25 protein-coding genes are annotated in these 25877 nt (G+C 43.9%); 6 read left to right on the top strand and 19 right to left on the bottom strand.

Annotated features, from left to right (window positions below; genetic code table 11):
- Positions 1-422 precede the first annotated feature (422 nt).
- The 3 genes from spxA to HNR44_RS02075 all read right to left on the bottom strand — a co-directional run bounded on the left by spxA (position 423) and on the right by HNR44_RS02075 (position 1761).
- On the bottom strand, positions 423-818 hold the full coding sequence (spxA, locus tag HNR44_RS02085) for a transcriptional regulator SpxA (protein ID WP_184402464.1): 396 nt from the start codon (positions 816-818) through the stop codon (positions 423-425).
- A 310-nt stretch (positions 819-1128) separates the two neighbouring features.
- Positions 1129-1407, bottom strand: coding sequence for a putative glycoside hydrolase (locus HNR44_RS02080; RefSeq protein ID WP_343069410.1), 279 nt, complete (start codon positions 1405-1407; stop codon positions 1129-1131).
- A 69-nt stretch (positions 1408-1476) separates the two neighbouring features.
- The gene (locus HNR44_RS02075; RefSeq protein ID WP_184402463.1) at positions 1477-1761 is read right to left on the bottom strand and encodes a YciI family protein; all 285 of its coding nucleotides are present in this window, start codon (positions 1759-1761) and stop codon (positions 1477-1479) included.
- Positions 1762-1972: 211 nt separating this feature from the next.
- On the opposite strand from HNR44_RS02075, the gene HNR44_RS02070 reads away from it, so the two are divergent.
- Positions 1973-2941 carry a sodium:calcium antiporter gene (locus tag HNR44_RS02070; protein ID WP_184402462.1) on the top strand — a complete coding sequence of 323 codons (969 nt, stop codon included), beginning with the start codon at positions 1973-1975 and terminating at the stop codon, positions 2939-2941.
- A 241-nt stretch (positions 2942-3182) separates the two neighbouring features.
- On the opposite strand, the gene HNR44_RS02065 is transcribed toward HNR44_RS02070, so the two are convergent.
- Positions 3183-3695: a peroxiredoxin family protein gene (locus HNR44_RS02065; RefSeq protein WP_184402461.1), complete on the bottom strand. Its 513-nt coding sequence runs from the start codon at positions 3693-3695 to the stop codon at positions 3183-3185.
- 47 nt (positions 3696-3742) lie between these two features.
- Here HNR44_RS02065 and HNR44_RS02060 point away from each other — a divergent pair, with 47 nt between their 5' ends.
- Together HNR44_RS02060 and trpS are read left to right on the top strand one after the other, a co-directional pair.
- Positions 3743-3916 (top strand): hypothetical protein, encoded by a 174-nt coding sequence (locus tag HNR44_RS02060; protein WP_184402460.1) that lies wholly within the window; start codon positions 3743-3745, stop codon positions 3914-3916.
- A 122-nt stretch (positions 3917-4038) separates the two neighbouring features.
- On the top strand, positions 4039-5016 hold the full coding sequence (trpS, locus tag HNR44_RS02055; protein WP_184402459.1) for a tryptophan--tRNA ligase: 978 nt from the start codon (positions 4039-4041) through the stop codon (positions 5014-5016).
- Positions 5017-5321: 305 nt separating this feature from the next.
- Here the strand turns inward: trpS and HNR44_RS02050 are convergent, their stop codons facing one another.
- Together HNR44_RS02050 and HNR44_RS18140 are read right to left on the bottom strand one after the other, a co-directional pair.
- Complete coding sequence (locus tag HNR44_RS02050; RefSeq protein WP_184402458.1) at positions 5322-6071, bottom strand: DUF3603 family protein; 750 nt, start codon at positions 6069-6071, stop codon at positions 5322-5324.
- A gap of 83 nt (positions 6072-6154) precedes the next feature.
- Complete coding sequence (locus tag HNR44_RS18140) at positions 6155-6472, bottom strand: YuzI family membrane protein (protein WP_484494486.1); 318 nt, start codon at positions 6470-6472, stop codon at positions 6155-6157.
- Here HNR44_RS18140 and HNR44_RS02040 point away from each other — a divergent pair.
- The 3 genes from HNR44_RS02040 to HNR44_RS02030 all read left to right on the top strand — a co-directional run bounded on the left by HNR44_RS02040 (position 6452) and on the right by HNR44_RS02030 (position 10744).
- Positions 6452-8992 (top strand): CBS domain-containing protein, encoded by a 2541-nt coding sequence (locus tag HNR44_RS02040; protein ID WP_184402456.1) that lies wholly within the window; start codon positions 6452-6454, stop codon positions 8990-8992. The genes HNR44_RS18140 and HNR44_RS02040 overlap by 21 nt on opposite strands.
- Positions 8993-9060: 68 nt before the next feature.
- A complete protein-coding gene (locus HNR44_RS02035; RefSeq protein WP_184402455.1) occupies positions 9061-10008 on the top strand; it encodes an LCP family protein in 948 nt (315 codons plus the stop codon).
- A gap of 175 nt (positions 10009-10183) precedes the next feature.
- Positions 10184-10744 carry a M15 family metallopeptidase gene (locus HNR44_RS02030; RefSeq protein WP_184402454.1) on the top strand — a complete coding sequence of 187 codons (561 nt, stop codon included), beginning with the start codon at positions 10184-10186 and terminating at the stop codon, positions 10742-10744.
- Positions 10745-11089: 345 nt separating this feature from the next.
- Here the strand turns inward: HNR44_RS02030 and fabF are convergent, their stop codons facing one another.
- The 13 genes from fabF to ctaG all read right to left on the bottom strand — a co-directional run bounded on the left by fabF (position 11090) and on the right by ctaG (position 25614).
- On the bottom strand, positions 11090-12328 hold the full coding sequence (fabF, locus tag HNR44_RS02025; protein ID WP_184402453.1) for a beta-ketoacyl-ACP synthase II: 1239 nt from the start codon (positions 12326-12328) through the stop codon (positions 11090-11092).
- A gap of 49 nt (positions 12329-12377) precedes the next feature.
- Positions 12378-13313: a beta-ketoacyl-ACP synthase III gene (locus HNR44_RS02020; RefSeq protein WP_184402452.1), complete on the bottom strand. Its 936-nt coding sequence runs from the start codon at positions 13311-13313 to the stop codon at positions 12378-12380.
- Positions 13314-13458: 145 nt separating this feature from the next.
- Entirely contained in the window at positions 13459-13767 is a 309-nt protein-coding gene (locus HNR44_RS02015; protein WP_246406925.1) for a penicillin-binding protein, read from the bottom strand.
- A gap of 79 nt (positions 13768-13846) precedes the next feature.
- Positions 13847-14011, bottom strand: coding sequence for a hypothetical protein (locus tag HNR44_RS02010; RefSeq protein ID WP_184402451.1), 165 nt, complete (start codon positions 14009-14011; stop codon positions 13847-13849).
- A 236-nt stretch (positions 14012-14247) separates the two neighbouring features.
- Positions 14248-15207 (bottom strand): ornithine carbamoyltransferase, encoded by a 960-nt coding sequence (argF, locus tag HNR44_RS02005; RefSeq protein ID WP_184402450.1) that lies wholly within the window; start codon positions 15205-15207, stop codon positions 14248-14250.
- Between the two features lie 5 nt (positions 15208-15212).
- Positions 15213-18383, bottom strand: coding sequence for a carbamoyl-phosphate synthase (glutamine-hydrolyzing) large subunit (carB, locus tag HNR44_RS02000; protein WP_184402449.1), 3171 nt, complete (start codon positions 18381-18383; stop codon positions 15213-15215).
- Entirely contained in the window at positions 18376-19458 is a 1083-nt protein-coding gene (locus tag HNR44_RS01995) for a carbamoyl phosphate synthase small subunit (protein ID WP_184402448.1), read from the bottom strand. The genes carB and HNR44_RS01995 overlap by 8 nt, the downstream gene beginning before the upstream one ends.
- A gap of 15 nt (positions 19459-19473) precedes the next feature.
- A complete protein-coding gene (gene argD, locus HNR44_RS01990; RefSeq protein WP_343069330.1) occupies positions 19474-20649 on the bottom strand; it encodes an acetylornithine transaminase in 1176 nt (391 codons plus the stop codon).
- Positions 20650-20660: 11 nt separating this feature from the next.
- On the bottom strand, positions 20661-21434 hold the full coding sequence (gene argB, locus HNR44_RS01985) for an acetylglutamate kinase (protein ID WP_184402446.1): 774 nt from the start codon (positions 21432-21434) through the stop codon (positions 20661-20663).
- Positions 21431-22663, bottom strand: a complete 1233-nt coding sequence (argJ, locus tag HNR44_RS01980) for a bifunctional ornithine acetyltransferase/N-acetylglutamate synthase (protein WP_184402445.1) — start codon at positions 22661-22663, stop codon at positions 21431-21433. The genes argB and argJ overlap by 4 nt, the downstream gene beginning before the upstream one ends.
- An 18-nt stretch (positions 22664-22681) precedes the next feature.
- Positions 22682-23716, bottom strand: a complete 1035-nt coding sequence (gene argC / locus HNR44_RS01975) for an N-acetyl-gamma-glutamyl-phosphate reductase (protein WP_184402444.1) — start codon at positions 23714-23716, stop codon at positions 22682-22684.
- 354 nt (positions 23717-24070) lie between these two features.
- Positions 24071-24673: an SCO family protein gene (locus HNR44_RS01970; RefSeq protein WP_184402443.1), complete on the bottom strand. Its 603-nt coding sequence runs from the start codon at positions 24671-24673 to the stop codon at positions 24071-24073.
- 14 nt (positions 24674-24687) lie between these two features.
- Positions 24688-25614 carry a cytochrome c oxidase assembly factor CtaG gene (gene ctaG / locus HNR44_RS01965; RefSeq protein WP_184402442.1) on the bottom strand — a complete coding sequence of 309 codons (927 nt, stop codon included), beginning with the start codon at positions 25612-25614 and terminating at the stop codon, positions 24688-24690.
- Positions 25615-25877: the final 263 nt, after the last annotated feature.

The raw sequence follows: 25877 nt of genomic DNA, 5'->3' as shown, positions 1-25877 counted from the left end.
TGTCATTTTCTCATCCACATTTATAAATGTGGATGAGAAAAAGCCCTCGGGATTACTAGCTGGCGACTCCACTCACTGTCAATCGTAATGTCAATCGTTTGGTTTTATTTTATAAGTTCTTTTTCTACTGTATAAAATATAGGAAGCTGATATGCACTGCGGTGCTTACTTTTTAAGAGGATCTTCAAAAAGTCCGGGAAATCTTTCCTCGAAAAAGAAACCCCTTTTTCTCCGTGAGAAGTGAATGTTTTCATGGTGCAAGCAGGATGCTCGAGACGGGCTTTCTTGTATTCCAGAGCATAAGAAAATTTAAGCTTTCGTCATTTGGCGAAAAGAGAAGAACATTTTCTAACTTCTCGGCTTTTTGAACACGCTCTTTAAAGAAAAAACTTCTATCTTTGCGGATAGAAGTTTTTTCGTTGTCAGTTTACCTGCTGCTGTGCCTCTTGTAAAAAGTAGGTGCGGATTTTTCGCGGTAAAAAACGCCGGATTTCCGCTTCATTGTAGCCTACCTGCAGACGTTTATCATCAAAAATAATCGGTCTTCTTAATAATCCCGGGTGTTCACTAATCAGTTCGAAAAGATGCTGGAGAGATAAGGTATCGACATCAATATCTAATTCCTGAAAAATCTTGGAGCGCTTCGATACAATTTCATCCGTGCCATCTTCCGTCATTCGAATGACATCTTTCACTTCTTCAACTGATAAGGGCTCAGCAAAAATATTCCTTTCTGTAAAAGGGATATTGTGTTCTTCCAACCACCCTTTTGCTTTCCGACAAGAAGTACAGCTCGGCGATGTTAGTAACGTCACCATCTAGACCCTCTCCCTTCAAAACATTTCACGTTCTGTTCCCCTATCCATGTCTATCCTATCTATATTCAAAATACATTTTCTACACACTAACCATATCTATAATTATACAATAATGGTTCTAATCTAACAAGCGCTCGTATAACTTTTCACAAAATCTTACGAAGTGGATATACGTAGCACCTAAAGTATATGTACCCAGATCGAAGAAAAGTTAAACTCGTTAATAAAAATCATGAAGCTTTTCTCAATTACGCATACTTTTATTAAGCAACAACATAAAGCCCTCTGCCTCTTGACTTCCGACATTTCATTACTCAATCGGCGTAAAGTCGATACCCTCTGTATAATTGTTACCGGCGTTCCATATTAAGTATCCGTCAATACTTCCGTTGTCATTAAGTGCTTGGATCTGTGCTTCGACTGCGCCTGGACCATACGGAATATAATTCCCCATACCTAACCACGAAGCGGTGAAATCCTGAATCCATGGCCTTGTTACCGGAGGGTTGTCGAGCTCGTCCAAGCGCTCATTCTCCGCTTTAGCGTACGCTTCCGTTAAACGATAAATTTCCTTATCCGGTGCATCAATCCCGAAATGATAACCCCTGCCCTCGTTCTCGTAGGCCCTTCCTCTATTCTTTCGCCGTATCGTTCTGCATTAACTTCCAGGCAAATCCCAACGATTGGAAACCATCGCCCACTCATGGATCTCATAATCACGTGCACCATGTTCTACATATGGATCTTCTTTCACTAACGTTTCAACTGCCTCTGCCGATGGAGCCTGATAAATGACGAGACCGCCTGTTCCATCCACAAATGGGCCTCTTGCAAGAACATGGCCTCCTTCTTGTAAGCGCTCTAAAAAATCAAGATGCGCTGAACGATATTCCTCGGTTAATTTCTGACTCTTCATAGGTAATAAAACTGCAAATGCAGGCATTTATATCCTTACACTCCTTTTAAACTTTCCGTTTTCGTCCGATTATTTCAATTGCGCTACACAATACTATATCATCTACGGTAACATGCCCGTGTCAACATATGCTATTGTTTTTGCTATTTCTTCACAAAATATGCCATGCTGGATAAAACAGAAGTCTTTAATAAATACTAAAAATCGATAGTCATGCAGTTATAAAAGGATGATTGCAATGGTATATGTCATATTTATAGCGGCGGTGATCGTCACGGTCATTACTGCTCACAAACTCTCTACATACGCAGATGCTATTAGCCGCTTATCCGGGATGGGGGCTCTGCTGATCGGAACATTTCTGCTAGCGGGTGCTACCGCTCTGCCAGAAATCACAACAAGCTTGACTGCCGTCTACTTAGATAACCCTGATCTGGCTGTTGGAAACATTCTCGGCAGTAACCATTTCAACATACTCATTCTAGCCGTTTTCGATCTTGTGTTTAGAAAACGGAAGATGCTTTCCCATTTACACAAACAACAACGTTATACAGCCTTATTTGGCGTATTTATGACACTCATCGTCACAGTAGCGCTATTCACAACGATTGAAATTCCGTTTCTTAATATGGGCATTGACTCCCTTATGATCATCGCTCTTTACTTATTAAGTTTATGGATCATTCAACGAACTCCGGTCTCGAAAGAGGAGAAGGAAAATAGCGAGACACCGAACGAAGAGGAGTATACATTGAAACATGCGGTTATTGGCTTCATCATTACAGCCATCATCATATTTATCGCTGGTACCGCTCTTACCTTGACCGGGGATGAGATCGCCGTTATTACAGGACTCGGTTCAAGTTTTGTCGGCAGTTTCCTTATTGCGACATCTACATCTCTTCCCGAAGCGATTACGGTGTTAACAGCCCTACGGTTAAATAATGAAAATTTGGCAGCCGCTTCTATCTTCGGAAGTAACTTATTTAATATGATTATTTTATGTTTATGTGATCTTTTTTACGCAGGTTCGATTTTGCAATCAGCATCAATGAGCCACACGATGACTGCGATTTTTCTAGTCATTAACAGCTCCCTTGTTTGTTATGCCGTTTTTGTGAATGGAAAGCGCCGATTCTATACGCTGCCCTCCTCGTTTATGTTGCTTTTTTACCTAGCCACGATGACCTGGCTTTATTATTTTTAAAATGCGGAGGATAAATAAAAAGAGCGAGTAGATGGAGGAGACCTAGCTTCGAGCATCCTGCTTGCACCACGAAAGCATTACTTCTCACAGAGGTAAGGGGGTTCTCTGTCGAGGATATGGTTTTCATGCGTGAAGAGCGCAGAAGCAAACGGCGAAGCGTACGAAAGCTATTTTTCCCGGACTTTTTGCACAACCTCTTATAACCTAAAAGTAGTGCGCAAATCCCGGCGCACTACTTTTATCATTCCCCCTCAAATGCCTGCAGAACTTCGTTTTTGTTCAATGGACCGAAAAAGGTTTGAATGATTTGCTGCTCTTTGTCAACGGCGTATGTTGTTGGGATGCCTTTCACCCCATAGCTTTTTGATATACGACCGTCACGATCGATAACCACAGGCATTTCCAACTCCTCTGCAAACGGCTGAATATCCGTTTCGTTCCGCTCTGAAGCGGTCATATTAATAGCGAGCACTTCAATTCCCTCCGATTGCAACGAGTGATAATTCTCTGAGAGCATCGGGAGTTCTTGCTGACAAACTTCACACCAAGTCGTAAAGAATACAAGTAATATATTTTCTCCAGCATAGTCTTGAAGGGAGATGGCGTTGCCCTCGAGGTCTTCTGCATCAAAGTTAACCGCTTGACTAACTGGGATTGTATCCTCCCATCCCTTTGTCTCTGCCAATGATTCGCTCGGCATATTCATTACAGTACATAGAAATAACAGGATTACGCTGATAAGATATCTCTGCAAACGATTCCCCTCCACTTTTTGTTATACTGTTTGATAAGGGGGTGAGAATGATCGCAAGGATGCTGACGATCTTTTTAGCCGCTGCCCTGGCTCTACTTATTCTTTTTGAACATCGGACCGGGACATCTACAGGATTTCTCCCCCATATGATCCTTCTACTGCTCGTGCCGCTTTTTGTCTATGACTTCTGGCGTCGAAGAAAGGAGCGCAGCAAATCTTAAATTTACTCCACCATTATGATGCTCTAAAATAGAGCTATCATATACATGACCTATACATAGGACTAGGGTTATCCAAATCAGACAGAAAGGAAGTGCAGGCTGCATAGACAGCCGAACCAATCATGAAGAAAATTTTCTCAGGTATTCAACCTAGCGGAACACTTACGATCGGGAACTACTTGGGAGCAATGAAACATTTCGTTGACCTCCAGCATGATTATGAATGCATGTTTTGTATCGTAGACCAACATGCGATTACCGTCCCACAAGATCCAGATGAGCTCCGGGATCATAAGCGTAAGCTGGCTGCTCTTTACATGGCTGTTGGTCTCGATGTCAATAAATCAACCATTTTTATACAGTCGGAAGTTCCTGCGCATGCGCAATTAGCTTGGATGATGCAGTGCGTGTCCTACATCGGGGAATTAGAGCGAATGACTCAATTCAAGGACAAATCTGAAGGGAAAAACGGCGTTTCGGCAGGATTGTTAACCTACCCGCCGTTAATGGCTGCAGATATCCTTCTATATGGCACAGATATTGTTCCAGTCGGCGATGACCAAAGGCAGCATTTAGAGCTAACAAGAACACTTGCCGATCGCTTTAATCGTCAATATGCCGATATTTTTACGTTACCCGAGACAAAGATTCTTGGCCGCAGAATTATGTCCTTACAAAACCCAGAAAAGAAAATGAGTAAATCTGACGCTAACACTAAAGGCTTCATATCCATGCTTGACGATGAAAAAACGATTACGAAAAAAATCAAGAGTGCAGTGACTGATTCCGATCAAGATGTTCGGTTCGATGTAGAAAATAAACCAGCGATTAGCAACTTGCTAACGATCTATTCACTCCTTAGCACTCAGGAGGTGTCTTCCATTGAAAAGGAATACGAAGGCAAAGGCTATGGAGCGTTTAAATCCGACCTTGCCGAATTAACAGTCTCCGTACTCACCCCCATCCAAAAACGTTTTTATGAACTCTATGAATCCGATGAGGTGGACAATGTGTTAGACGCCGGAAGCGACACAGCAAACAAGCAGGCTCGAACACTTCTCCAAAAAGCAGAAGAGGCAATGGGATTGCATCGAACTTAAAAAAGGCTGTCCCATCATTGGAGAGACAGCCCCGCTTTCCTACTCATCTTGCCGTATAACCAAAAAGCACTGCCCCTGCAATGGAATGGGTTCAGTGCTTTTTCCTTAGTATTCTTTCTTCTGTTTTCTCCAGACATGGCCAATGTAAACGCTAAAGAAGATTGACCCAAAAGCGATTAGGATGGTGAAAACTTGCATAATGAGATATGCTAAACCGTCCAATTTGAAGCCTCCCTTCGCCCCAATACTGATTCTATTATAAAGAAGAAATGTTGGGGTGTAAATGGAGTATGAACGAACGTCCTTTATTTATGCATTTCGCTCTCGTGTTGCATATCCCATAATTTCTCAAAGAAAGGTTGTCCCTTCACCATTGCTTCACAAAGCTCGTAATGATCTTTGCCCCACCCCACGCGTACTTCTTTGAACAATTCATGTAACGCTTCATCTCCGCTCATCATCTGAATGGCCATATAGTTTTCCGGGGACCATTCCGTATACCAATATCGAATTTCTGCATCTTGACCTGAGGTATCCAATTGGTCAATAATCATAAATAGTAGTTGTTTTAATTGCCGTTCCTTGCGCGTTAATCCTTGCATGTACTCAGGATGAGGAGAAAGAATGTGGTATTCTTTTTCTTCTACCTCTCTCTCATCTCCAAACCTAGGGTCTTCAGACTGTTCACTTGCCTCAAGTGCCAGCTTTTCCTGGCGCGGTGTTAGACGACTCTTACGAACCGGTGTTTCATATCCAAGTGTATCCACTATAATTGTGCTCGTCCCATTTGTCGCGATAAAGCAATAATCAAGGGGAAGCTTAGACATATTTTTACGAAGTGCACTTTTTCGATACACAGCTTCCAGTAATGGTTGAGGGATCGTGTCCAGGCTATTTTCTAACTGTAAGTAAAGATGATCAGTGACTTTTATCACCTCTACGATATCGAGCACTTCAATGCGGTCATCACTTCGCCATTCATGGAATGGACAGACGTTATATCCATTCTCCTCGCCTTCAAACCAATTTACCCATACATCCCTAATCCGGGCCATTAGGAATCCCCCTTCCTCACGTAAAATCGTACCTACAGTATAGTCGGGAATGAGGGATTTTATTCCACCCTTCGCTGTTCGAATTACTTTTTTCTTTTACGAGGGAAACGGGTGAGGCTGATCATTGCCAGTAATAAGCCGCCTGCAAATAAGTACAATTCAACTCTTGTAATAATGAAAAACCAATACTCGTACATGCTATATCCAGATACGACTAAGTTTGAATAGCCAATCACCCCAATCCCTCCGATTGCAGAGATTATAATGCCTATTAAAGCCATAGCCACCCGGAATACAATGATGATCTCCCCCCTGATAGCCCTTAGTTCATTGTATTCATACGGGTCACAAGTATGCTGGTATAAGGAGAAGGAGAAAATATGAAAATCATCGCTGCCCATAAAAATACAGATTTTGATGCACTCGCATCCCTCATTGCTGCAAAAAAATTACACCCAAATGCGGAAATTTTACTACCAACAAACGTTCAACCTGCTATTAAACAATATTTAGCCTTATATCGAAACCAATTTCCTTATATAGAAGAACAGCAATTGACAAATGAAAATATCGATGAAGTCATTCTCGTCGATACGTCTCATCCATCCCATACCGGAAACGTACTTGAAGATGTTCAGGTACACACAATGACCATTTACGATCATCACCCAGAGAGCCTATCCCTTCCTGAAGGAGCCCATGGAGAAACGGCAGAAGTTGGCGCAACGATAACGATTCTGATCGAACATTTGAAAGAAAAAGAAATTGAGCTTTGTGATTGGGAACGGACTTTATTTGCCCTTGGAATCTATACAGATACCGGTTCCTTGACATATGGACATACCACGAGCCGGGACTTGTACGCCCTTCTCTACTTATTTGAACAAGGCATTTCACTTGACGTTGTCCAAGAATTTTACCAATTATCGTTTTCCAATGAACAAAAAGACCTTTTCATGCACCTGCTACAGGAAGGAAAGCCTTGCGAAATGGATGGATTAACAATCATGATAGGAACAATCGCAAGCGACACGTTTATCGGTCGTTTGAACGACATCGTAGAGCAGTGGCTCGACTTTTCAAATGCTGATGCCTGCATCTCAATTGCCAAAATGAAAAAAACAGTCTTCGTAACAGCACGAAGTCGTAATGACCGGATCGATGTATCCAGGGTATTAAGTGTTATCGGTGGTGGAGGACACCAGCAAGCGGCAGCTGCGACCATCAAGAACGGCGATCCAAAAGAGATCGAGAACGAAATCCACTCCCATCTATCGTTAGCTGTGAAACCAGCACTTCTCGCTAAGCAGATGATGAGCTACCCGGTTAAATCCGTCCATCCCAGCACTTCCATCGACGAGGTAAAAAATAAGATTTTGCGCTACGGCCACTCCGGGTTTCCCGTCGTAGAGGAATCAAAACTCGTCGGCATGATCTCACGCCGCGATGTAGATAAAGCTGCCCACCACGGGCTCGGCCATGCACCGGTCAAAGGTCATATGACAGAAAAAGTCATTACGTGTGACGCTGACTCTACAAGTGAAACGGTGCAGCAATTGATGATGGATCATGATATTGGACGATTACCGGTTTTGACCAGCGACGACGAACTAATGGGAATGATTTCCCGATCTGATCTTTTACAACTTCTACATGATAAACAATATGAAAGAAAACAAAAGGAAAAACGAAACCTAATTGATACGATGGTTGAGCTTCTGCCGGCGGACAAGAATCGGTTGCTTCAAACCATTGGACACATTGCGGATGAAATGAATGTTAACGCCTTTTTAATCGGGGGTGTTGTACGCGATCTATGGCTCCACCGTAAAAATGAAGATATCGACATCACGATTGAGGGGGATGGAATTGCATTTGCTCGAGCGGCTGCAAAGACGTTGGGAGGCTCACTGTACACCCATGACTCCTTTCTAACCGCTAAAATTGTTCTCTCTTCCGGGCAACACATCGATATTGCAACTGCACGAGCTGAATATTATGACGCTCCCTCGAGTCTTCCGAAAGTCGTACGATCGAACCTGCGCGAAGACCTTTATCGCAGAGATTTCACGATCAATGCCATGGCCATCCATCTCAATGAAGCATCATTCGGAACACTCGTAGATCCATTTGGCGGAGAGAAAGACTTAACAAATGGGAAAATCAGGGTTCTTCATAACTTAAGCTTTATCGAAGACCCTACTCGAATTTTACGAGCCCTTCGTTTTGAACAAAAGTTTGGCTATATTCTTTCCGAAGACACTCTAAGATTTGCTAAGAAAGCCGAACCAGCGATCATCCGTTTATCTACTGATCGTATTAAAGCTGAATGTACCCGTTTATTTGAGGAAGTAACTGCAGTCGCTACGTTTCAACGTATGTACGAACTGGAGCTTTTATCAGCATTCATCCCTTTTGCCTCCTGGTCCTTGTCATCTAAACGTATGTTGGAGAATTTGGAGAACAGGGCATCTATGGGAAATATCCCTGACGTTGCCCTATTCATTCCGTTATTCGCTTTTCAAGGCCAACTTCAACATCTTTCCCGTTTTGCCTTGACGAAATCTGAAAATCAATTATTAAATTCTTTTTCACGACTAAAGATACTGAACGAGCCAACATTGTCTTCCCTCGGATCCCTGCATGAGAACATTCACGATATCGAAAATACACCTCTTTTGATCTTTGAAAAATATGTAGAGATCTCGAAAAATCAAGACTTTGCACTTCTCATCAAGGAATACCGAAAGAAGCGGCACCACATCCCTTCATTATTAACAGGCGATGATTTACGGGCATTAAACTTAACTCCAGGTCCACAATACAAGCATTATCTATTAAGAAGTGAATGTCTATGGATCGAAGGAAAAATTTCTAACCGCGAAGAAGCCCTTCAATGGCTCCATTCTCGCGTTAAGTAACCAAACACAGGTATGTTCAAATCATAAAAATCTGCTATAATCAATGATGGTATAAAAGGGGGGACAGAATGGCCAAAATGAATTTATATAAAAAAAGAGGCTATTTCGTTCTTATTATTATCATTATTATTTCTGTTATAGGCACTGCTTACGGGAGTTCTTCCTGGGTTGAGAACACCGAACGTTCGGCTTCACCTATAGAACCAAGAGAAGAAAACATACGTGCGAATGCTACTGAGGACGACGTACATCCATTTGAAACGTCAATGGAAGATTCGTGGACTGTTTTACTCTTGGGAAAAAGTGATGGTTTTCCGGAAACAACAGAAACAATCATGGTTGCACAAATCGATCCAAGCGGTAAGATCAAACTCGCTTCCTTTCTCAGCGATAATTATGTATCGATTCCAGAGCATCAAGACCATACGCTAAAAACCGTTTATCAAAAAGGAGGAGTCGATCTACTCAAAGACACATTACTTGAAAATTTTGGAGTCTACGTGGATCACTACGCCATTGCTGATTTCGAAGGTTTTGAGGAAATTACAAATATTATCGCACCCGAAGGCGTATCGGTAGATATTGAATATGATATGCACCAAGAAGATTTATCGGGAGATGGTGACATTTCATTCGAAGCCGGCGAGCAAACACTGGACAGTGAGGAGATCCTTGATTATATGCGTTATCGAGAAGCCGCCCCTGGAGATCAACAGCGTGTTGAACGGCAACAAGAAGTTCTCACCCACTTCAGAAAAGAATTATTATCCTCACAAACGCTAGCCTATGTTCCACAACTCGTTAGTTCCTTATCTTCTCATATTGATACGGATATTCCTACAGGGAAGTTAATATCAATGGCAAACACTTTGTTTAATAATGAAAGTGAAATTGAAACGTTAACCCTCCCTCATGAGGACAGCTTGGAATATAATAATTACAGTCATACTGGGCAGATTATCGAATTCGATGAAGAGGAAGTTCAAGAAACACTTTCCTCGTTTTTGGACGAGTAGTTTGTTATACTCCATGTTACAACGGGTTGAGTCGTGCAAGGTACTGAGGCACTGCTCAGTACTACGTAAACAAAAACTCACACGAGAAAAGTGAAATTTTACAGACTTTTGTGCTATAGATGATGATAGGAACTTACGCCCCCTATTATGAACGATAAGGGGATTCTCATATTTTATGAAACTATTATTTACTATTCTGATACTATCGATTCTCTTCATCGCAGCACTAAACCTAGATTCTCTCCACGATTATAAATCTGAACAACAAGCACTTGCCGAAGAGATTGTGGAGGTTGACGGCTTACATCCCTATGTAGAAGAACAAAAAAACACGTTAATCGAACGTGCTGATGAAATCGGGATCACCGTCGTCATAACAGAAGGGTATCGTTCAGTCGAAAGACAGGACGAACTCTATGATCAAGGTCGTACGACATCTGGTGACATTGTGACAAACGCTGAAGGGGGCGAGTCCTATCATAACTATGGCCTAGCGATTGATTTTGCCATTGAAAACAGTGAAGGCAGGGTCATCTGGGATATTGAATATGACGGTAATGGGAGCGGGGAGCCTGATTGGTTTGAAGTTGCTGCGATCGGAAAGGAACTTGGATTTGACTGGGGAGGAGATTGGAAAGGGAACAGAGATTACTCCCATCTGCAAATGGATTTTGGATTGTTAATTGCAGAACTACAAGAAGCACAGCAAAAGGCTGAACAAAACAATGACGTCTAGTGCACGATAGCTGAATCAGCCATTTACGCCAATGATGGTTACATCAACAATTCTCGGTCATCATTGGGTAAATCATCTCTCCACGACACCTCATATTGACCCATCTTTGATATTTGGGGTGTCATAAACCCATTTCTTACCTTATTGGGAGATTATTCTTTATCTTACCAGCGAATTTCATCAAGCCATTCATTAAAACATCCTCTAAAGGGGGGTTATTTCAGACGCTCTGCAGTAGCGCTTAACACCCCCCTGTACTAAAATAAGCATGAAATGAACAAAAATGGAGTGAGAGGCCAAATCTCTATCACTCCATTTTTATATAGGGACATTCCTTTGTCTGTTTTATCCTTCATACGTTCGGAAAGCTAATGTTGCATTGTGTCCGCCAAACCCAAACGAATTGTTGAGTGCAATTTTTGCGTTCATTGGTTTCTTTTTATTTGGAGCGTAATCTAAATCACAGTCGGGATCAGGATTGTTTAAATTCATCGTTGGAGCGGCCATTTGATCGACGAGTGACTGAACCGTAAAAATCGACTCAACTGCACCTGTTGATCCCAGCAAGTGCCCCGTCATGGATTTTGTAGAGCTTACAATGAGATCGTAGGCATGATCTGCAAATACCTGCTTGATCGCACTTGTCTCATATTTATCATTGTAAGGTGTACTGGTTCCATGGGCGTTAATATACCCAACTTCTGTTTTCTCGATGTTCCCGTCTGAAAGCGCATGTTCCATCGCTCTTACGGCTCCCTCACCTTCAGGGGCTGGTGCAGTCATATGGTAAGCGTCCCCTGTCGCTCCATATCCGAGAATTTCTGCATAAATATGTGCCCCCCGGGCTTGTGCTGCTTCGAGTGATTCCAAGATAAGAATGCCAGCTCCTTCACCCATGACAAACCCATCCCGTTCAGCATCAAATGGACAGGAAGCGGTTGTAGGATCATCTGATGTAGTGAGCGCTTTTGCAGAGGAAAAACCAGCCATCGCCATATTTGTAATCGGTGCTTCCGCACCGCCTGTAATCATGACATCAGCATCGCCTCTTTGAATGACTTTAAACGCATCACCAATAGAATTCGTACCCGATGCACAAGCGGTGACAGTACAAGAATTTATACCCTTTGCACCGGTAAGGATCGAAACTTGTCCTGACGCCATATCCGGAATCATCATCGGCACGAAAAATGGACTCACACGCCGCGGACCCTTGTCTATAAATTGTCGAAATTGTTGCTCGTATGTCCCCATTCCTCCGATACCGGAGCCAATCCAAACTCCGACGCGGTCAGCATTCTGATCATTAATCTGAAGGCCAGCATCCTCAAGGGCCATATAAGCAGAAGCAACTGCAAAATGCGTAAAACGATCCATCTTCCGGGCCTCTTTACGATCCATGTAATCTTCAGGACGAAAATCTGTTACTTCTCCAGCCACATTAATTGGAAATATATCTTGTTCTAATATGGTTAATGGGCCGATCCCGACCTCCCCTTCAAGCGCTCGTTCCCAGGAGTTTTTCATGTTGTTTCCTAGTGGGTTAACCGTTCCCATGCCTGTGACCACGACACGACTCATCATTCATTCTCCCCTCTATCATTTACTTTCAATCTTAACATGTAGTGATAGACTATCGCCCCCAGCGAAGAGCAATACCGCCCCATACAAGGCCAGAACCGAACCCAACCATCACTACCAAATCTCCATCCTTTATTTTACCACGATTTAACTCTTCAACAAGGGCAATCGGGATCGAAGCCGCAGATGTATTGCCATATTTATGAACAACCGCTGCCATTTTATCTTTTGGCAACTCTAGTCTTTGTCGAGCCGCCTCCATAATACGGATATTTGCTTGGTGTGGGACGAGAAAGTCGACATCATCTTTTTTCAAGTTGGCTTTTTCAAGTAAATTTATGCATGTATCTCCCATTTGCCTTACGGCAAACTTAAAGACTTCCCGGCCATTCATATAAATTTTGGGATCAGCCTTAATATGCATAGCACCGCTGCCATCAGAGCCCAACTCAAAGGACAGAAGACCGCGATTTTCACTTACGGGGCCTACTACAGCAGCACCTGCTCCATCCCCGAAGAGAACGGCGGTGTTACGATCTTCGAAATCCGTCAGCTTGGATAATTGTTCTACCCCTACGACAAGGATTCGTTCATAATTACCGGTAGCTACAAATTGACTGGCAGTTGCAACGCCGTACACAAAGCCTGCACAGGCCGCACCAATATCCATGGCCCCCGCATGATTTGCACCTAAACGTTCTTGTATTAATGAGGATACAGAAGGGAAAGGGTAATCGCCTGTTACGGAAGCCACAATAATTAAATCCAGCTCTTCTGCCTTAACTTCCGCATGTTCAAGTGCACGTACAGCCGCAAAATATGCCATATCTGAAGTATTTACATTTTCATCGGTAAAGATACGTCGTTCAATTCCCGTTCGGGTGCGTATCCATTCATCACTTGTCTCCAGAAATTGCTCGAGTTCTTTATTGGTGACTTCTCGTCCCTCTACATAATTGCCAATTCCATAAATGCCTGCTTGGCGCATGTGCATCCCCTCCTGTACGTAATTCATTTCTTAAAAGTTAGTATTATGACCTAGTACTAATTTTATACCACTGGTGTCGTTTATGCAACTAAAAAAACCGTGCTCATTTGAATAAATGGCACGGTTTTTTTATGATCTTCTTTTTTTACCAAGGACCATAGGGGCGAGGACGAGGATAAGGACCATAACCCGGAGGACCGTAAATGGGTCCATACTGAGGTCCATAACTTGGCCCATAATTTGGCCCGTAACTGGGTCCATACTGAGGTCCATAGCTCACTGGCGGGATGGGCGCTCCACCGTAGCCGCCCCCATATCCTCCTGCAATCAATGGCCCTGCCGCCAGCCCTGCTACGAATGGCAGGAAAAAACCGACTCGTTCTTCTCCATTATCTTCTACACTATGGGGATAAGATCCATAAGCCTTATTTCGATACGGATAAATAGGATGCATAGTCTCTTCCTTTCATACAAGGCTAATACCTATCCTATGAATGCCCCCTTGTCGATGAGACTGTCCATTCAAAACATGATTAAGAATCCGCCCGCAGCTTCATATATGTATATTCTGCAACAAAAGCAAACCCAAGCGCTAAAATAACCACCACTGTCTCAGATAATTCGGTATAACTGGCCATCATCATATAAGTGGCTAGGGCCACAACCGTAAAAATGAGTAGCCCAAAAACGAGGTGCATATGATACGCTCCTTCCTAGATTACACTCATTTTATCAGAAAAGGATAATCATCGCGCCACTTTATTTTGCCAAAAGAAAGATCCCCGCCATAACCTGGAAGGGACACTCCTTTTGTGTATATTCAGCAAAAAAGGCAAGTCGTCGAGAAGCTGCGCTCTTTAAGCAGTGGAGCCTCGGCACCGGTCGTGATAAAGCTCCTACTAATAGATCTTATTTTGAACATTTGAATCCTCTTCTATTTAAAAACGGCCTGTAGTATCGCTTTTTGCACGTGCAGACGATTCTCCGCTTGTTCATAGACGACAGAATGAGGGCCATCAATCACCGCCGAACTCACTTCCTCGCCGCGATGAGCAGGTAAGCAATGCATGAAAATCGCTTCTGTATCTGCAAGTGACATTAATGTTTCGTCCACTTGGTAACGTTCAAATACCTTGCCGCGTTCCTCTTCTTCTTTTTCCGCCCCCATGCTCACCCATACATCTGTATAGATCACATCCGCATCTTTCACGGCCTCTTTAGGATTAACCACATGCTCGACCTTACTCCCGGTTTCCATCGCAATTTTCTTCGCTTCCGTCCATATACTCTCTGTGCCTTCATACCCTTCCGGTGTAGAAAGAGTAATGTTTAGACCAAGTTTAGCTGCAATGATCATAAGTGAGTGTGCTACATTGTTGCCATCACCTACATATACGATTTTACGTCCTTTAAGACTTCCCTTATGTTCCTGTATGGTTAACATGTCTGCCAGTGCCTGACACGGATGGTAAAGATCGGTTAAAGCATTAATCACCGGAACATCACTTGATTCAGCGAGATGTTTTACCTTTTCGTGATCATTCGCACGAATGATGAGACCATCTATATAACGGGAGAGAACTTTCGCTGTATCTTGGATCGGTTCCCCGCGACCAATTTGTAAATCAGCACTACTTAAAAATAATGCATGACCGCCAAGTTGTGTCATCCCAACCTCAAATGACACCCTCGTTCGTGTTGAGGCATTTTCAAAAATCATGCCGAGAGAACGTCCAGCTAGAGGTTGATGAGGGATGCCCTTTTGCTGCTTTTCTTTTAGTTGTGCTGCACTTTCCAACAACTGTTCAATCTCTGAACTTGTATAGTCCCCCCATGTCAATACGTCTCTACCTTTGAGTAAACGTTCTTCAAGAACCTCCGATGTACTGTTCATTTCTGTCACGTCCTTTGCAAGTCTATACATTTCCATGTTTCTGCTGAACAAATGTTATGCTCGCAGCCGCGAGCTGCTACCAACTCCAGCAACGTTTCCGGTGCGGAAACGATCATTTTACGGCTGTTTGCTGCTCGCAAACGCTCGGATTCGTACATCCGGCTCCCTGTTGACGGAATACTGATATAAAGCTTGCCATCCTCACGTTCTAGCCATTCGGTAAAGGAAGGTTCCTCTTCTCCGGCTTGAGGTAAACCATAAAGCGTAAACCCTGCGTCTTTTAATTGAGTAAGCGCTGACTGACAAACGTCCAGTTGTTCGGGGGCTATATGACAAAAGATGCTTCCTGATGTTTCTTGATAAATCGCCGGTACTTGGTCATCTTTCCAAGCAAACGCCTGTTGCATTGCCTCTTCTTTGCTTTCCCCAAAACTAAGCAATTCACCAGTCGACTTCATATCTGCTCCAAGCAATGGATCTAATCCCGGTAATTTATCTGTTGAAAATACAGGTGCCTTCACAGCATAAAATGATGTTTCTTTCGCTAATCCTGTTGTTTCACCTAAAACTTCGCTCCAGTTATATCCAAGCAGTAACTGGACCGTATGATCGATCAGATTATTGCCGCTGATTTTAGCAAATATCGGAACCGTTCTGGATGCCCTCGGGTTAATTTCAATAACGTAGAGCACATCTTCTGACAAAACAAATTGGATATTAAAAATTCCTATAAAATCGATTTGTTGAGCAATCTTTTCTGCATAGCTAACGATGCGATTCTTGATAAGCTCTGAAAGATCGTAGGGTGGTGTGATTGCTACTGAGTCACCGGAATGAATGCCCGCTTTTTCGATATGCTCAAATATTCCTGGAATATAAACATTCGTTCCGTCCGTAATAACATCCACTTCAAGTTCCTTACCGGCAAAATAACCATCAATTAAAATCGGATAGGAAACAATACGATCGTTGGACGCTAAATAAGTCTTTAACTCTTTTTCTGATGTGAAGATCGCCATTCCTTGCCCGCCAATCACATAAGAGGGGCGTAGTAAGACAGGGTAACCAATGTCTTTTGCCTTTTCGATTGTATCGCAGGCATCAACACCTGTTTGCCCTGGGATATGAGGAATACCTGTCGTTTGCATCAACTCATAAAAGCGGGCACGATCTTCCAATTGATCGATAACATCAAAGGAGGCGCCAAAAAGTTTCAGGCCAGCGGCTTCAAGTTCTTCAGTAAGGGCGATGCCCGTTTGCCCCCCTAGTTGTAATAGAACACCTTCCACCTGTTCCCGTTCGGCGACATTAATCACATCTTCAGCCGTAAGCGGCTCGAAATAAAGTTTATCAGCCGTCTCATAGTCAGTGCTTACCGTCTCCGGGTTATTATTCATCATGATGGCTTCATAGCCAAGTTTTTGCACCGCTTGTGCACCATTTACAGAGCAATAATCAAATTCAATCCCCTGACCGATTCGAATCGGTCCGGATCCGACAATCAGGATTCCCGGCTTCTCACTTTCAGCAGGTTCCACTTTTCCACTATAGGTCGAATAATAATAAGGGGTCTCCGCGCTAAATTCACCAGCACACGTGTCAACGAAGTGATACGCAGGAGTCAATCCTTCTTGAAACCGATAATTTCGCACTTTCGCTTCTTCAATACCCCAGCATGCGGCGAGCCAGCGATCGCTAAATCCTGCTTTTTTCAGTTGCCCCAGCGTTTCACGATCGAGATCGGTAAATGTTGTAGCCTCTGCAATTTTTTCATTTGCAACTAACCGTTGAAAATGATCAAGGAAAAAAGGATCAATATGCGTAAGAGAGGCCACTTGGCTGCTGGAATACCCACGTCTCATTAATTCAAGGATATAGAAAAAACGGCGATCATCCGCTTTTTGCAGCGCTGCTTCTAACGCTGGGGTTTCTACCATACTTACCCCTGGCCATTTTAATCCATCGAGCTTAATTTCTAATGAACGAACCGCTTTTTGCAGTGCCGCTTGCATATTCCGTTCAATAGCCATAACTTCACCGGTTGCTTTCATTTGTGTACCAAGGGTACGATCGGCGTCTACGAACTTATCAAATGGCCAGCGCGGAAACTTAACAACTACGTAATCGAGGGCAGGTTCGAAGCTTGCGTACGTGTGAGCTGTGACAGGATTTTTTAATTCATGCAGCCCATAGCCGATCCCTAATTTTGCCGCAATGCGTGCAATGGGGTAACCGGTAGCCTTGGAAGCAAGGGCAGAAGAACGGCTCACACGCGGGTTAACCTCAATTAAATAATATTGATCGCTATACGGATCAAGGGCAAATTGAATGTTACAACCACCGATGATCCCAAGAGCACGAATGACCTTTATTGATGCTGTTCGTAACATTTGGTAATCACGATCACTTAACGTTTGTGAGGGGGCCAAGACGATCGAATCACCAGTATGAATCCCTACTGGGTCGATATTTTCCATATTACAAATGGTTAAGCAAGTATCGTTTGCATCACGCATCACTTCATATTCGATTTCCTTAAACCCGGAAATGCTTTTTTCTACAAGACATTGATCGATAGGGCTGGCAGCGATCCCGCCGGAAACGATCTCTTCTAATTCGCCTTGATCGTTCGCAATCCCGCCGCCACCACCTCCGAGCGTATAGGCCGGGCGCACGATAATGGGATAACCGACGTCTGCGGCGAATGACAATGCTTCTTCCTCAGTTGTTACGATCGTACTTTCCGGGACTGGTTCGTTCAGTTCCTGCATCAAAGTCCGAAAGGCCTCACGGTCTTCCCCCTGTTGAATGGAAGACATCGGTGTACCCATGAGTTCAACATGATACGTTTCCAAAAGCCCTGATTCAAAGGCTGCAAGTGCGAGGTTCAATCCTGTTTGTCCGCCCATCGTAGCGAGCAAACCGTCCGGCTGCTCTGCTTGAAGAACATTTTCCAACGTTTCAATCGTGAGTGGTTCAAAATACACTTTGTCTGCGCATGTTTCGTCGGTCATAACCGTGGCCGGGTTATTATTAATAAGAATAACTTCACACCCCTCCTCACGAAGGGCTAAACAAGCTTGCGTACCAGCATAATCAAACTCAGCTGCTTGCCCGATGACAATCGGCCCTGACCCGAGCACGAGTATTTTTCTTAGATGTGTTAGCTTAGGCATGGAGGGTCACTTCTTTCTCTTTTTCAATCATGTGAAATATATTATTAAATAAATGATGACTATCTTCAGGTCCGGGGTTGGCTTCAGGGTGATATTGTACCGTCACGATCGGCAATCGTTGATGGGCCAGCCCCTCAACGGAGTCATCATTGATGTTTACGTGTGTTACCTCTAATTCTGTTCCATCGAGCGATTGACCGTCGACGACATAGCTATGGTTTTGGGCGGTCATATCCACGCGTCCTGTTCTCTTATCAATGACAGGCTGATTGGCACCACGATGTCCGAACTTCAACTTCACCGTATCGCCACCAAATGCGAGAGCAATCAGTTGATGCCCGAGACAAATGGCAAACGTAGGGTACTGGGAGACCACTGCTTTTATCTTCGGCAGCTGCGCCTGTAACTGTTTCGGGTTCCCAGGCCCATTCGATAGCAGCAAACCATCTGGATCCAACGCTTGAATGGTGGAAACATCTGTGTCATAAGGAACAACTGTCACCTTTGCGCCGTGTTCACAAAGGGATTCTACCATTGCCTTCTTATGGCCGAAGTCCAGTAATACGATATGGATATCACCCGTCCCATACGTTTGAATTTCGTTGGTAGAAACCTCCTGTACGAGCAGTTGGTCACCTGGTGGTTGGTAGTCCTCCCAAACGACATGCTCAGTATTCGTTGTAACCACCGCCCCCATCGCCCCCATGGTCCTTATCTGCTTTACAAGGGCACGAGTATCAACATCTGTTAAGATGGGGATCCCTGCATTTTCAGCCTGATTGGCTAACGTTTCTTCCGAGCGGTAGTGATAGCCATCTTCAGCGCACTCCCCCATAATCAACGCCCGCGGCTGCCACTCTTCACTCTGATCCTTATCAGGGTGAACCCCATAGTTACCGATGAGCGGGTATGTGAAGACAACAATTTGTCCCCGGTAAGAAGGGTCAGTGGCCACTTCCTGATACCCTGTCATCCCTGTGAAAAATACTGCTTCACCGAATAGATCTGCAGGCGGTTCACCCATAAATTTTCCAGGAAATACTTCACCATTTTCTAATACTATATACCCTTTCACCGTAACCATCTCCTTTTATCTAGAAGCCGTCGTTTTCGCTGATTCCTTAATTGCTTCAACTACAATCTTTAATCCTATCATTAACCGGTCTTGACTAATCGTTAAAGGCGGGAGCAGCCGGATCACTTTCTCCCCAGCCGGGAGCGCGAGCAACCCTTTCGCCTGCAAATTTGTAAGGATAGGTGCTACAGGCCCTTTACAAGCAATACCGATCATTAATCCGTCCCCGCGGATGTCAACGACATCGTCGAGACCCCTTAATTCCTCATTCAATAACTGAAACGCTTGCTGACTTTTTTCATGAATGTCTTCCAGAAAGTATGGTGTATTTAAAACATGGAGCGTCGCTTCTACTGCCGCCATTGCAAGTGGATTTCCCCCGAATGTAGTACCATGACTCCCAGGTCCAAAATGTGCTTTTAGATGTGTGCTTCCGATCATCGCAGAAACAGGGAAGCCATTCCCTAATCCTTTTGCAACTGTAACGATATCCGGGGTTAATCCGTACTTTTGAAATGAAAAAGGCGAGCCGGTCCTTCCCATCCCCGTTTGTACTTCATCAATTATGAGAAGGGCTCCGTGCTGTTTTGCCAATGCTTCTGTCTGTTTTAAAAAACCCCTCTCCCCAGGGACAACGCCACCTTCACCTTGAATCACTTCAAGAATGATAGCAGCTGTCTGATCGTCTACATATTTTGCAAGCTCATCAACTTCATTGTAGGGGGCATACGTAAAACCTGATGGAAGCGGATCAAAACCTTCCTGAATTTTCGACTGACCCGTGGCTGCTAAACTTCCGTACGTCCGCCCGTGAAACGATTGCGTAAAGGAGACAACGCTCTCTTTTCCCGTCGCTTTTCGAGCTAGCTTTATCGCGGCTTCATTTGCCTCCGAACCGCTATTACCGTAAAAAACAAAATCCAGCCCTGTTGCTTCGGCTAACAGGGAAGCGACCCGTTCTTGCTCTTCATAGTGGAAAAAATTTGAAGCATGCCACCCCTTCTGTACTTGTTTTTCCACAGCTGCAACGATGTCAGGATGGCTATGCCCCATATTCACCGTCCCAATGCCACTCATAAAATCGAGATAATCATGACCTTCTTTCGTCGTAATCGTATCTCCTTTTGCATGATCAAACGTTAAATCCCAGCGCTTATACGTCGGAAAAATATGCGTATCCGTGTCTCCCACTATCATCACCTCTATGAATGGACAGAAGCCATTGTCTTAACAATCGTAGTTCCACTGTGTCCTGTCTGTTTTTCTTCTCCGCCAATGATCGTCACCTTTTGAACCGATCCCTCGAGTGATTGAAGGGCTGCTTCCACTTTTGGAATCATTCCGCCGTACACCGTGCCATCAGTAATCATATCCTTTACTTCTTGGTCTGTTACATAATCTAGTTGTTTTTCATCTTTCAAAATACCGGGAACATTCGTAACGAACATCACTTCTTCTGCTTGAAGTGCCTGCGCATAATGAGCAGCTGCAGTGTCGGCATTCATGTTCAGCCGCGCCCCATTTTCACCGGCAACTAACGGTGAAATCACCGGCGTGAGACCGAGTGAAGTGACTTGATCAATGAGCGAACAATCGACACTCACCGCTTTACCAACAAGGCCCAGGTTTTCTTCATCAAGCAATTCGGCTTGGATCATCGGTCCATCGCAACCGGATAGCCCAATACTCTTTAAGCCCACTCCTTGTAAATTCGAACATATCATCGGATTCACCTTACCGTTAAAAACCATATCAGCTACGTCTAACACTTCTTTTGACGTTCGCCTCAAACCGTTTACGAAAGTTGATTTTACTTGCATCTTCTCAAGCATTTCATTTACGGAACGGCCGCCGCCATGAACAATCACAGGTATTTTCCCGCTCTCTCGCATGTGTACGATGCGCTCATAAAACTCCTTGGATAGCTCATCAACTGCTGCCCCACCGCATTTAACAACTACATAAGAACGACTCATGTTCGGTACCCCGCGTTGATACGCACATAATCATACGTCAAATCACAGCCCCATGCTTTTCCGTTGCCGTTTCCAAGGTTAAGATTCACCGCAATGAATACTTCATCCTGCTTCAAATGATTGGTTACTGCTTCTTCTGAAAAGTCCACTGGTTCACTATTCAAGAGCGTTGAATGGGGTCCTATAGAAATATCAATCGTATCTGGATCAATGGTTACACCACTATATCCAATCGCGCAGATGATCCGTCCCCAGTTTCCATCCGTTCCGTATACCGCTGTTTTCAGGAGATCAGATCCAACAATCTGCTTTGCAATTTTACCTGCATCTTCATCCGATGGCGCTCCATGAACTTGAACTTCTATAAGTTTTGTCGCTCCTTCTCCATCACGAGCGATCTGTTTAGAAAGTTCTTCACATACCGATTGCAAAGCCTGAATAAATGGAATCCAATCCGGGTGGTCCTCGTGTAAAGGTTCATTTCCTGCTTTTCCACTGGCAAGCGTCAATACCATATCATTGGTTGAGGTGTCACCATCAATGGTAATGCGGTTAAACGTACGATCAGTGATTTCCGATAATGCTTGTTGCAAATGTTCAGGGGCAATGTTTGCGTCTGTTGTTACGAATCCAAGCATCGTGGCCATATTCGGATGGATCATACCTGAGCCTTTAGCAACCCCCCCAATGTGGACGGCCTTTCCATCGATCTCTGTCACATAACACGTTTGTTTCGTCCCAGTGTCAGTCGTTAATATTGATTCGGCAAAAGCATCGGATCCGGATGCCTCTGCTTCCGGTTTCATCTCTTTAATCCCGGGTAAGATTTTATCCATTTTAATACGATCCCCGATCGTCCCCGTCGAGGCAACAGCAACGTCTAAAGGTGATAATCCAAACGTATCAGCGGTCTTTTTCTGCATTTCATAGGCATCTTCCATCCCCGCTTTTCCTGTACAAGCATTTGCCTGACCGCTATTTACAACTACTGCCCGCAACGTCCCCCCGGCAGCAATGCTTTCTTTCGTTACGGCAAGTGGTGCAGCCTGAATTTGGTTGAGCGTATATACCGCTGCGGCAGAAGCAGCCTCATCACACACGATAACCCCTAAATCTTTTCGTTTTCTTTTCACCTTCGTATGCAGTCCGGTTGCTTTAAAGCCTGCGGGTGTATGAACGCTTCCGCCCGTCACCTGTTTCATACACCCATTCACCGTTGTGCTGCTCATTTTTATAGCCCCCTTCTGTTATGGATAGACTGGAATAAAGTCTAAACCTTCTGTTACTTTGTAACCGTTCATTATATTTGCGTTTTGAATCGCTTGCCCTGCGGCTCCTTTGACGAGGTTATCGATGACTGAGACAATCGTCACCCGGTTGGTACGGGCATCATAATCAAGGTAAATGTCACAGTAGTTACTGCCACTCACCTCTTTTGTTGCCGGGAAACCATTTTTTCTAACCCGTACAAATGGATGGCTTTCATATGCATCCTTATATAATTGCAACCAATCATCGTGACTTAACCCACCGGTGCTTTCCACATACATTGTGGCCATAATTCCACGGCTCATAGGAACAAGATGGGGGGTGAACGTGACTGGCCCCGCACCTTTATTCCATTCTGCGAGTAATTGTTCAATTTCAGGGGTATGCTTGTGTTCATTTACTTTATATATTTTCATAGATTCATTCATTTCACTGAAGTGTGTAACGGCCGATGGGTTTTTCCCTGCTCCGGTTGTACCGGTTTTCGCATCAATGATTAAGGAATTCATATTAACAGCTCCTTGCTTTACGGCTGGAGCAAGCCCCAACAATATGGCCGTTGGATAACAGCCGGGATTTGCGATGAGTTTTGCTGTTCGAATTTCTTCATCATTCCATTCCGATAGCCCGTATACCGCCTGCTTCCTAAGGTCTGCAGGAGCCGCCTTCTGCCCATACCACTCTTCATAGATCCTCGCCTCTTTTATTCTGAAGTCACCAGAAAGATCCACAATTGCTGCCGATCCTTCCAACAGCCCGCTTGCAAGCGTCGCTGCCACTCCTGGAGGCGCTGATAAAAAAACAACGTCATATGCACTGGCTAATACTTTCGTATCTATCGTCTGTAAAACGCCTTTATATACGTCCTGAAGATGAGGGTAAGTTAATGTTAAAGATTCTTCAGCCTGCGAGGAGGAGAACACCGAGATTTCAGTGACTTGCCGGTGTTGACGCAGTAACCGAATGAGTTCAACTCCTCCATATCCTGTTGCCCCGACAATCGCCACTCTCATAATGTTGCACCTCGCTTAATATTTATGCAATTTCTTTTATTTATTATAACGATGAATAAACATTAATTCAAGTGTATTTTTATAATCGGGCAGCCATATTTTGAGGATTCAACTCCTTCATTAAGTAACAGCACCTCTTGGTAAAGATGCTATCCGAACGGCGACGATGGTCATCTCGTAACAGAGGGGTGTGAAAGTCAGAGCTAATCGTTGAAGTCTAATCTCCAACAGGAAATCAGCAGCCGTACAGGGATTGGATCGTGGATGCCGAGAAAGATCGTCGAAATGTTCGTTAAAAAACCGGAGCTGCATATTCTGGAAACACAGACATAAAAAAACTGACCTTAAAATAGGTCAGCTCTGCAACGCTTCGATATCGTCAATAATTCTATCTACATCATTGTCAAGTCCATCGTACTGGCGGATAACCTGTCCTTCGGGATTAATTAAGAAAAAGTTGGTAGAATGAATGATATCGTTTTGCTCTGGGGCTTTTTCAACAGGACTCATAAACGAGTCTCCGGCAAGTTGCTGGATTTCTTCCTCTTCATATCCCCCGAGAAAATGCCAGTTTGAAAAGTCAGCGTTATAGCTCTCCCCGTAAGACTGAAGTTGTTCCGGATCATCGAATTCTGGGTCAACGGTGAAAGAAACAAGCGTCGCGTCTACGCCTTCACTTTCGAGATCCCCTTGCAAACTCGCCATATTCGGGGTTAATGTGTTGCAAACGGTCGGACAACGAGTGAATACCATGTTGGCCAACCAGTATTCGCCTTCCAAGTCTTCATTTGTCACCGTTTCCCCGTGCTGGTTCGTATAGGAAAAGTCGTTGATTTGTAAATCAGCTTCCACTAAATCCGTTCCATTCTCCGCGCTCCCCGATTCATATAACCAGCCGCAACCGCTGCATAAAAGGAGAATAGCGGCCAATAATGGTGTCGCTATTTTATACCTCATAAGCTTGTACCTCCTCACCGGTCCCCCATTTTAACATCTGCAGGGATGTCGCTAATCGTTGCTTCCCCATCCTGATGACTTTCTTTTTGCAACCATTGTTTAAAAACCCATCCGATTGCAGTTCCGTATACCAGTTCTTGAGCAACTTTCATGAGAACACCGGCAAGCTGTTGATCGCTGTAAGGGTCTAAACCGCCTAAGAAGCCAATACCCCCAAACATCGAAGAGGGCACGTTTGCGCCCGCTGGAAGGCAGTAGGACATTACACTTGCCCAGTATTGCATATCCGTATACGTATTATAAACCGCTCCACCTGAAAAGATAATTAAGGCACAGGCTGGAGTAATTAAAATACCGTTTCCGAAAATATAAATAATCCGCCTAAAATCATGAAGGTATTGTTCACTCGGAAGCGGGGCAAGCATGTGCCACCACATCATCCACGCTGTTATGAATAAGATCATCTGATAAATGCTATGTATCCCCGGATTTAGCATTATATAATCAAAAACAACGGGTATATGATAAAAAGAAAACAGGCCATTAAACATAATTAATCCGACAATGGGATGAAACATCGCATTTCTTAACGGACGAGCATATTTTCCGAACCCTTCATAAGCTGCTCGTAAGAACCATTTCGGCAAAGCCAAAATCATAAGCGGGACGGTAAAAAAATACGCAAAGACCATTTGCAGCATGTGTATCGTTATTGTCATATGCCCCGCGCTGTATAATGGGCTCCCCCACCCTAAGTAGAGGCATAGAAGCGCAAGAGCAAACATGAAATCCTGTTTCACCCGCGGTTTTTCCCCATCTTCAAAACGTACGTACCATTTGCGCGTAAGAAATAAATAAAGGATGGCTACGATCGCTAATACAAAGATGAGTTCAGGTGTCCATAGCGCTCGAAAGGTTAACGTTTCGAACAGTTCACCCATCCAAAGACCTCCCTATATACATTTCAATTCTCATCATACCACATTGAAGCAGCATGATTCTTGAATAAGATGTTACCATTTAATGACTGCATCCTATTTGCTCAATCCAGTACATAAAACTTGCAAAGCCATGCTATCATAAATTATTGTTTCCATATAGTACGTGTTTAAACAGGAGGAGAAAAAGAACCAAGTCCTTCGATAAGACTTAAGCCTACAAGTTGTCGCTTTGTAAACAACATCTTTTGAGGCTAAGTTTTACA

It is taken from the genome of Geomicrobium halophilum, from assembly GCF_014207655.1.
In the GTDB taxonomy this organism is placed as follows: domain Bacteria; phylum Bacillota; class Bacilli; order Bacillales; family Marinococcaceae; genus Geomicrobium; species Geomicrobium halophilum.
This window is presented reverse-complemented; position numbering and strand designations above follow the sequence as displayed.

Bases quoted from the DNA above. Each gene is read 5' to 3' on its own strand.
- argC (WP_184402444.1), bottom strand. From the start codon at position 23,716: ATGAGAGTGGCGATTGTCGGGGCAACAGGATATGGAGGAGTTGAACTC.
- argB (WP_184402446.1), bottom strand. From the start codon at position 21,434: ATGAGTCGTTCTTATGTAGTTGTTAAATGCGGTGGGGCAGCAGTTGAT.
- HNR44_RS02075 (WP_184402463.1), bottom strand. From the start codon at position 1,761: ATGCCTGCATTTGCAGTTTTATTACCTATGAAGAGTCAGAAATTAACC.
- argF (WP_184402450.1), bottom strand. From the start codon at position 15,207: ATGAACAGTACATCGGAGGTTCTTGAAGAACGTTTACTCAAAGGTAGA.
- HNR44_RS02050 (WP_184402458.1), bottom strand. From the start codon at position 6,071: ATGGCCCGGATTAGGGATGTATGGGTAAATTGGTTTGAAGGCGAGGAG.
- HNR44_RS02035 (WP_184402455.1), top strand. From the start codon at position 9,061: ATGGCCAAAATGAATTTATATAAAAAAAGAGGCTATTTCGTTCTTATT.
- HNR44_RS02015 (WP_246406925.1), bottom strand. From the start codon at position 13,767: ATGCATCCTATTTATCCGTATCGAAATAAGGCTTATGGATCTTATCCC.
- ctaG (WP_184402442.1), bottom strand. From the start codon at position 25,614: ATGGGTGAACTGTTCGAAACGTTAACCTTTCGAGCGCTATGGACACCT.
- HNR44_RS02030 (WP_184402454.1), top strand. From the start codon at position 10,184: ATGAAACTATTATTTACTATTCTGATACTATCGATTCTCTTCATCGCA.
- HNR44_RS18140 (WP_484494486.1), bottom strand. From the start codon at position 6,472: ATGGGCAGCGATGATTTTCATATTTTCTCCTTCTCCTTATACCAGCAT.
- HNR44_RS02040 (WP_184402456.1), top strand. From the start codon at position 6,452: ATGAAAATCATCGCTGCCCATAAAAATACAGATTTTGATGCACTCGCA.
- HNR44_RS02020 (WP_184402452.1), bottom strand. From the start codon at position 13,313: ATGCGCCAAGCAGGCATTTATGGAATTGGCAATTATGTAGAGGGACGA.
- fabF (WP_184402453.1), bottom strand. From the start codon at position 12,328: ATGATGAGTCGTGTCGTGGTCACAGGCATGGGAACGGTTAACCCACTA.
- argJ (WP_184402445.1), bottom strand. From the start codon at position 22,663: ATGAGCAGCACAACGGTGAATGGGTGTATGAAACAGGTGACGGGCGGA.
- spxA (WP_184402464.1), bottom strand. From the start codon at position 818: ATGGTGACGTTACTAACATCGCCGAGCTGTACTTCTTGTCGGAAAGCA.
- HNR44_RS02070 (WP_184402462.1), top strand. From the start codon at position 1,973: ATGGTATATGTCATATTTATAGCGGCGGTGATCGTCACGGTCATTACT.
- HNR44_RS02010 (WP_184402451.1), bottom strand. From the start codon at position 14,011: ATGCACCTCGTTTTTGGGCTACTCATTTTTACGGTTGTGGCCCTAGCC.
- HNR44_RS02060 (WP_184402460.1), top strand. From the start codon at position 3,743: ATGATCGCAAGGATGCTGACGATCTTTTTAGCCGCTGCCCTGGCTCTA.
- carB (WP_184402449.1), bottom strand. From the start codon at position 18,383: ATGCCTAAGCTAACACATCTAAGAAAAATACTCGTGCTCGGGTCAGGG.
- trpS (WP_184402459.1), top strand. From the start codon at position 4,039: ATGAAGAAAATTTTCTCAGGTATTCAACCTAGCGGAACACTTACGATC.
- HNR44_RS01970 (WP_184402443.1), bottom strand. From the start codon at position 24,673: ATGAGGTATAAAATAGCGACACCATTATTGGCCGCTATTCTCCTTTTA.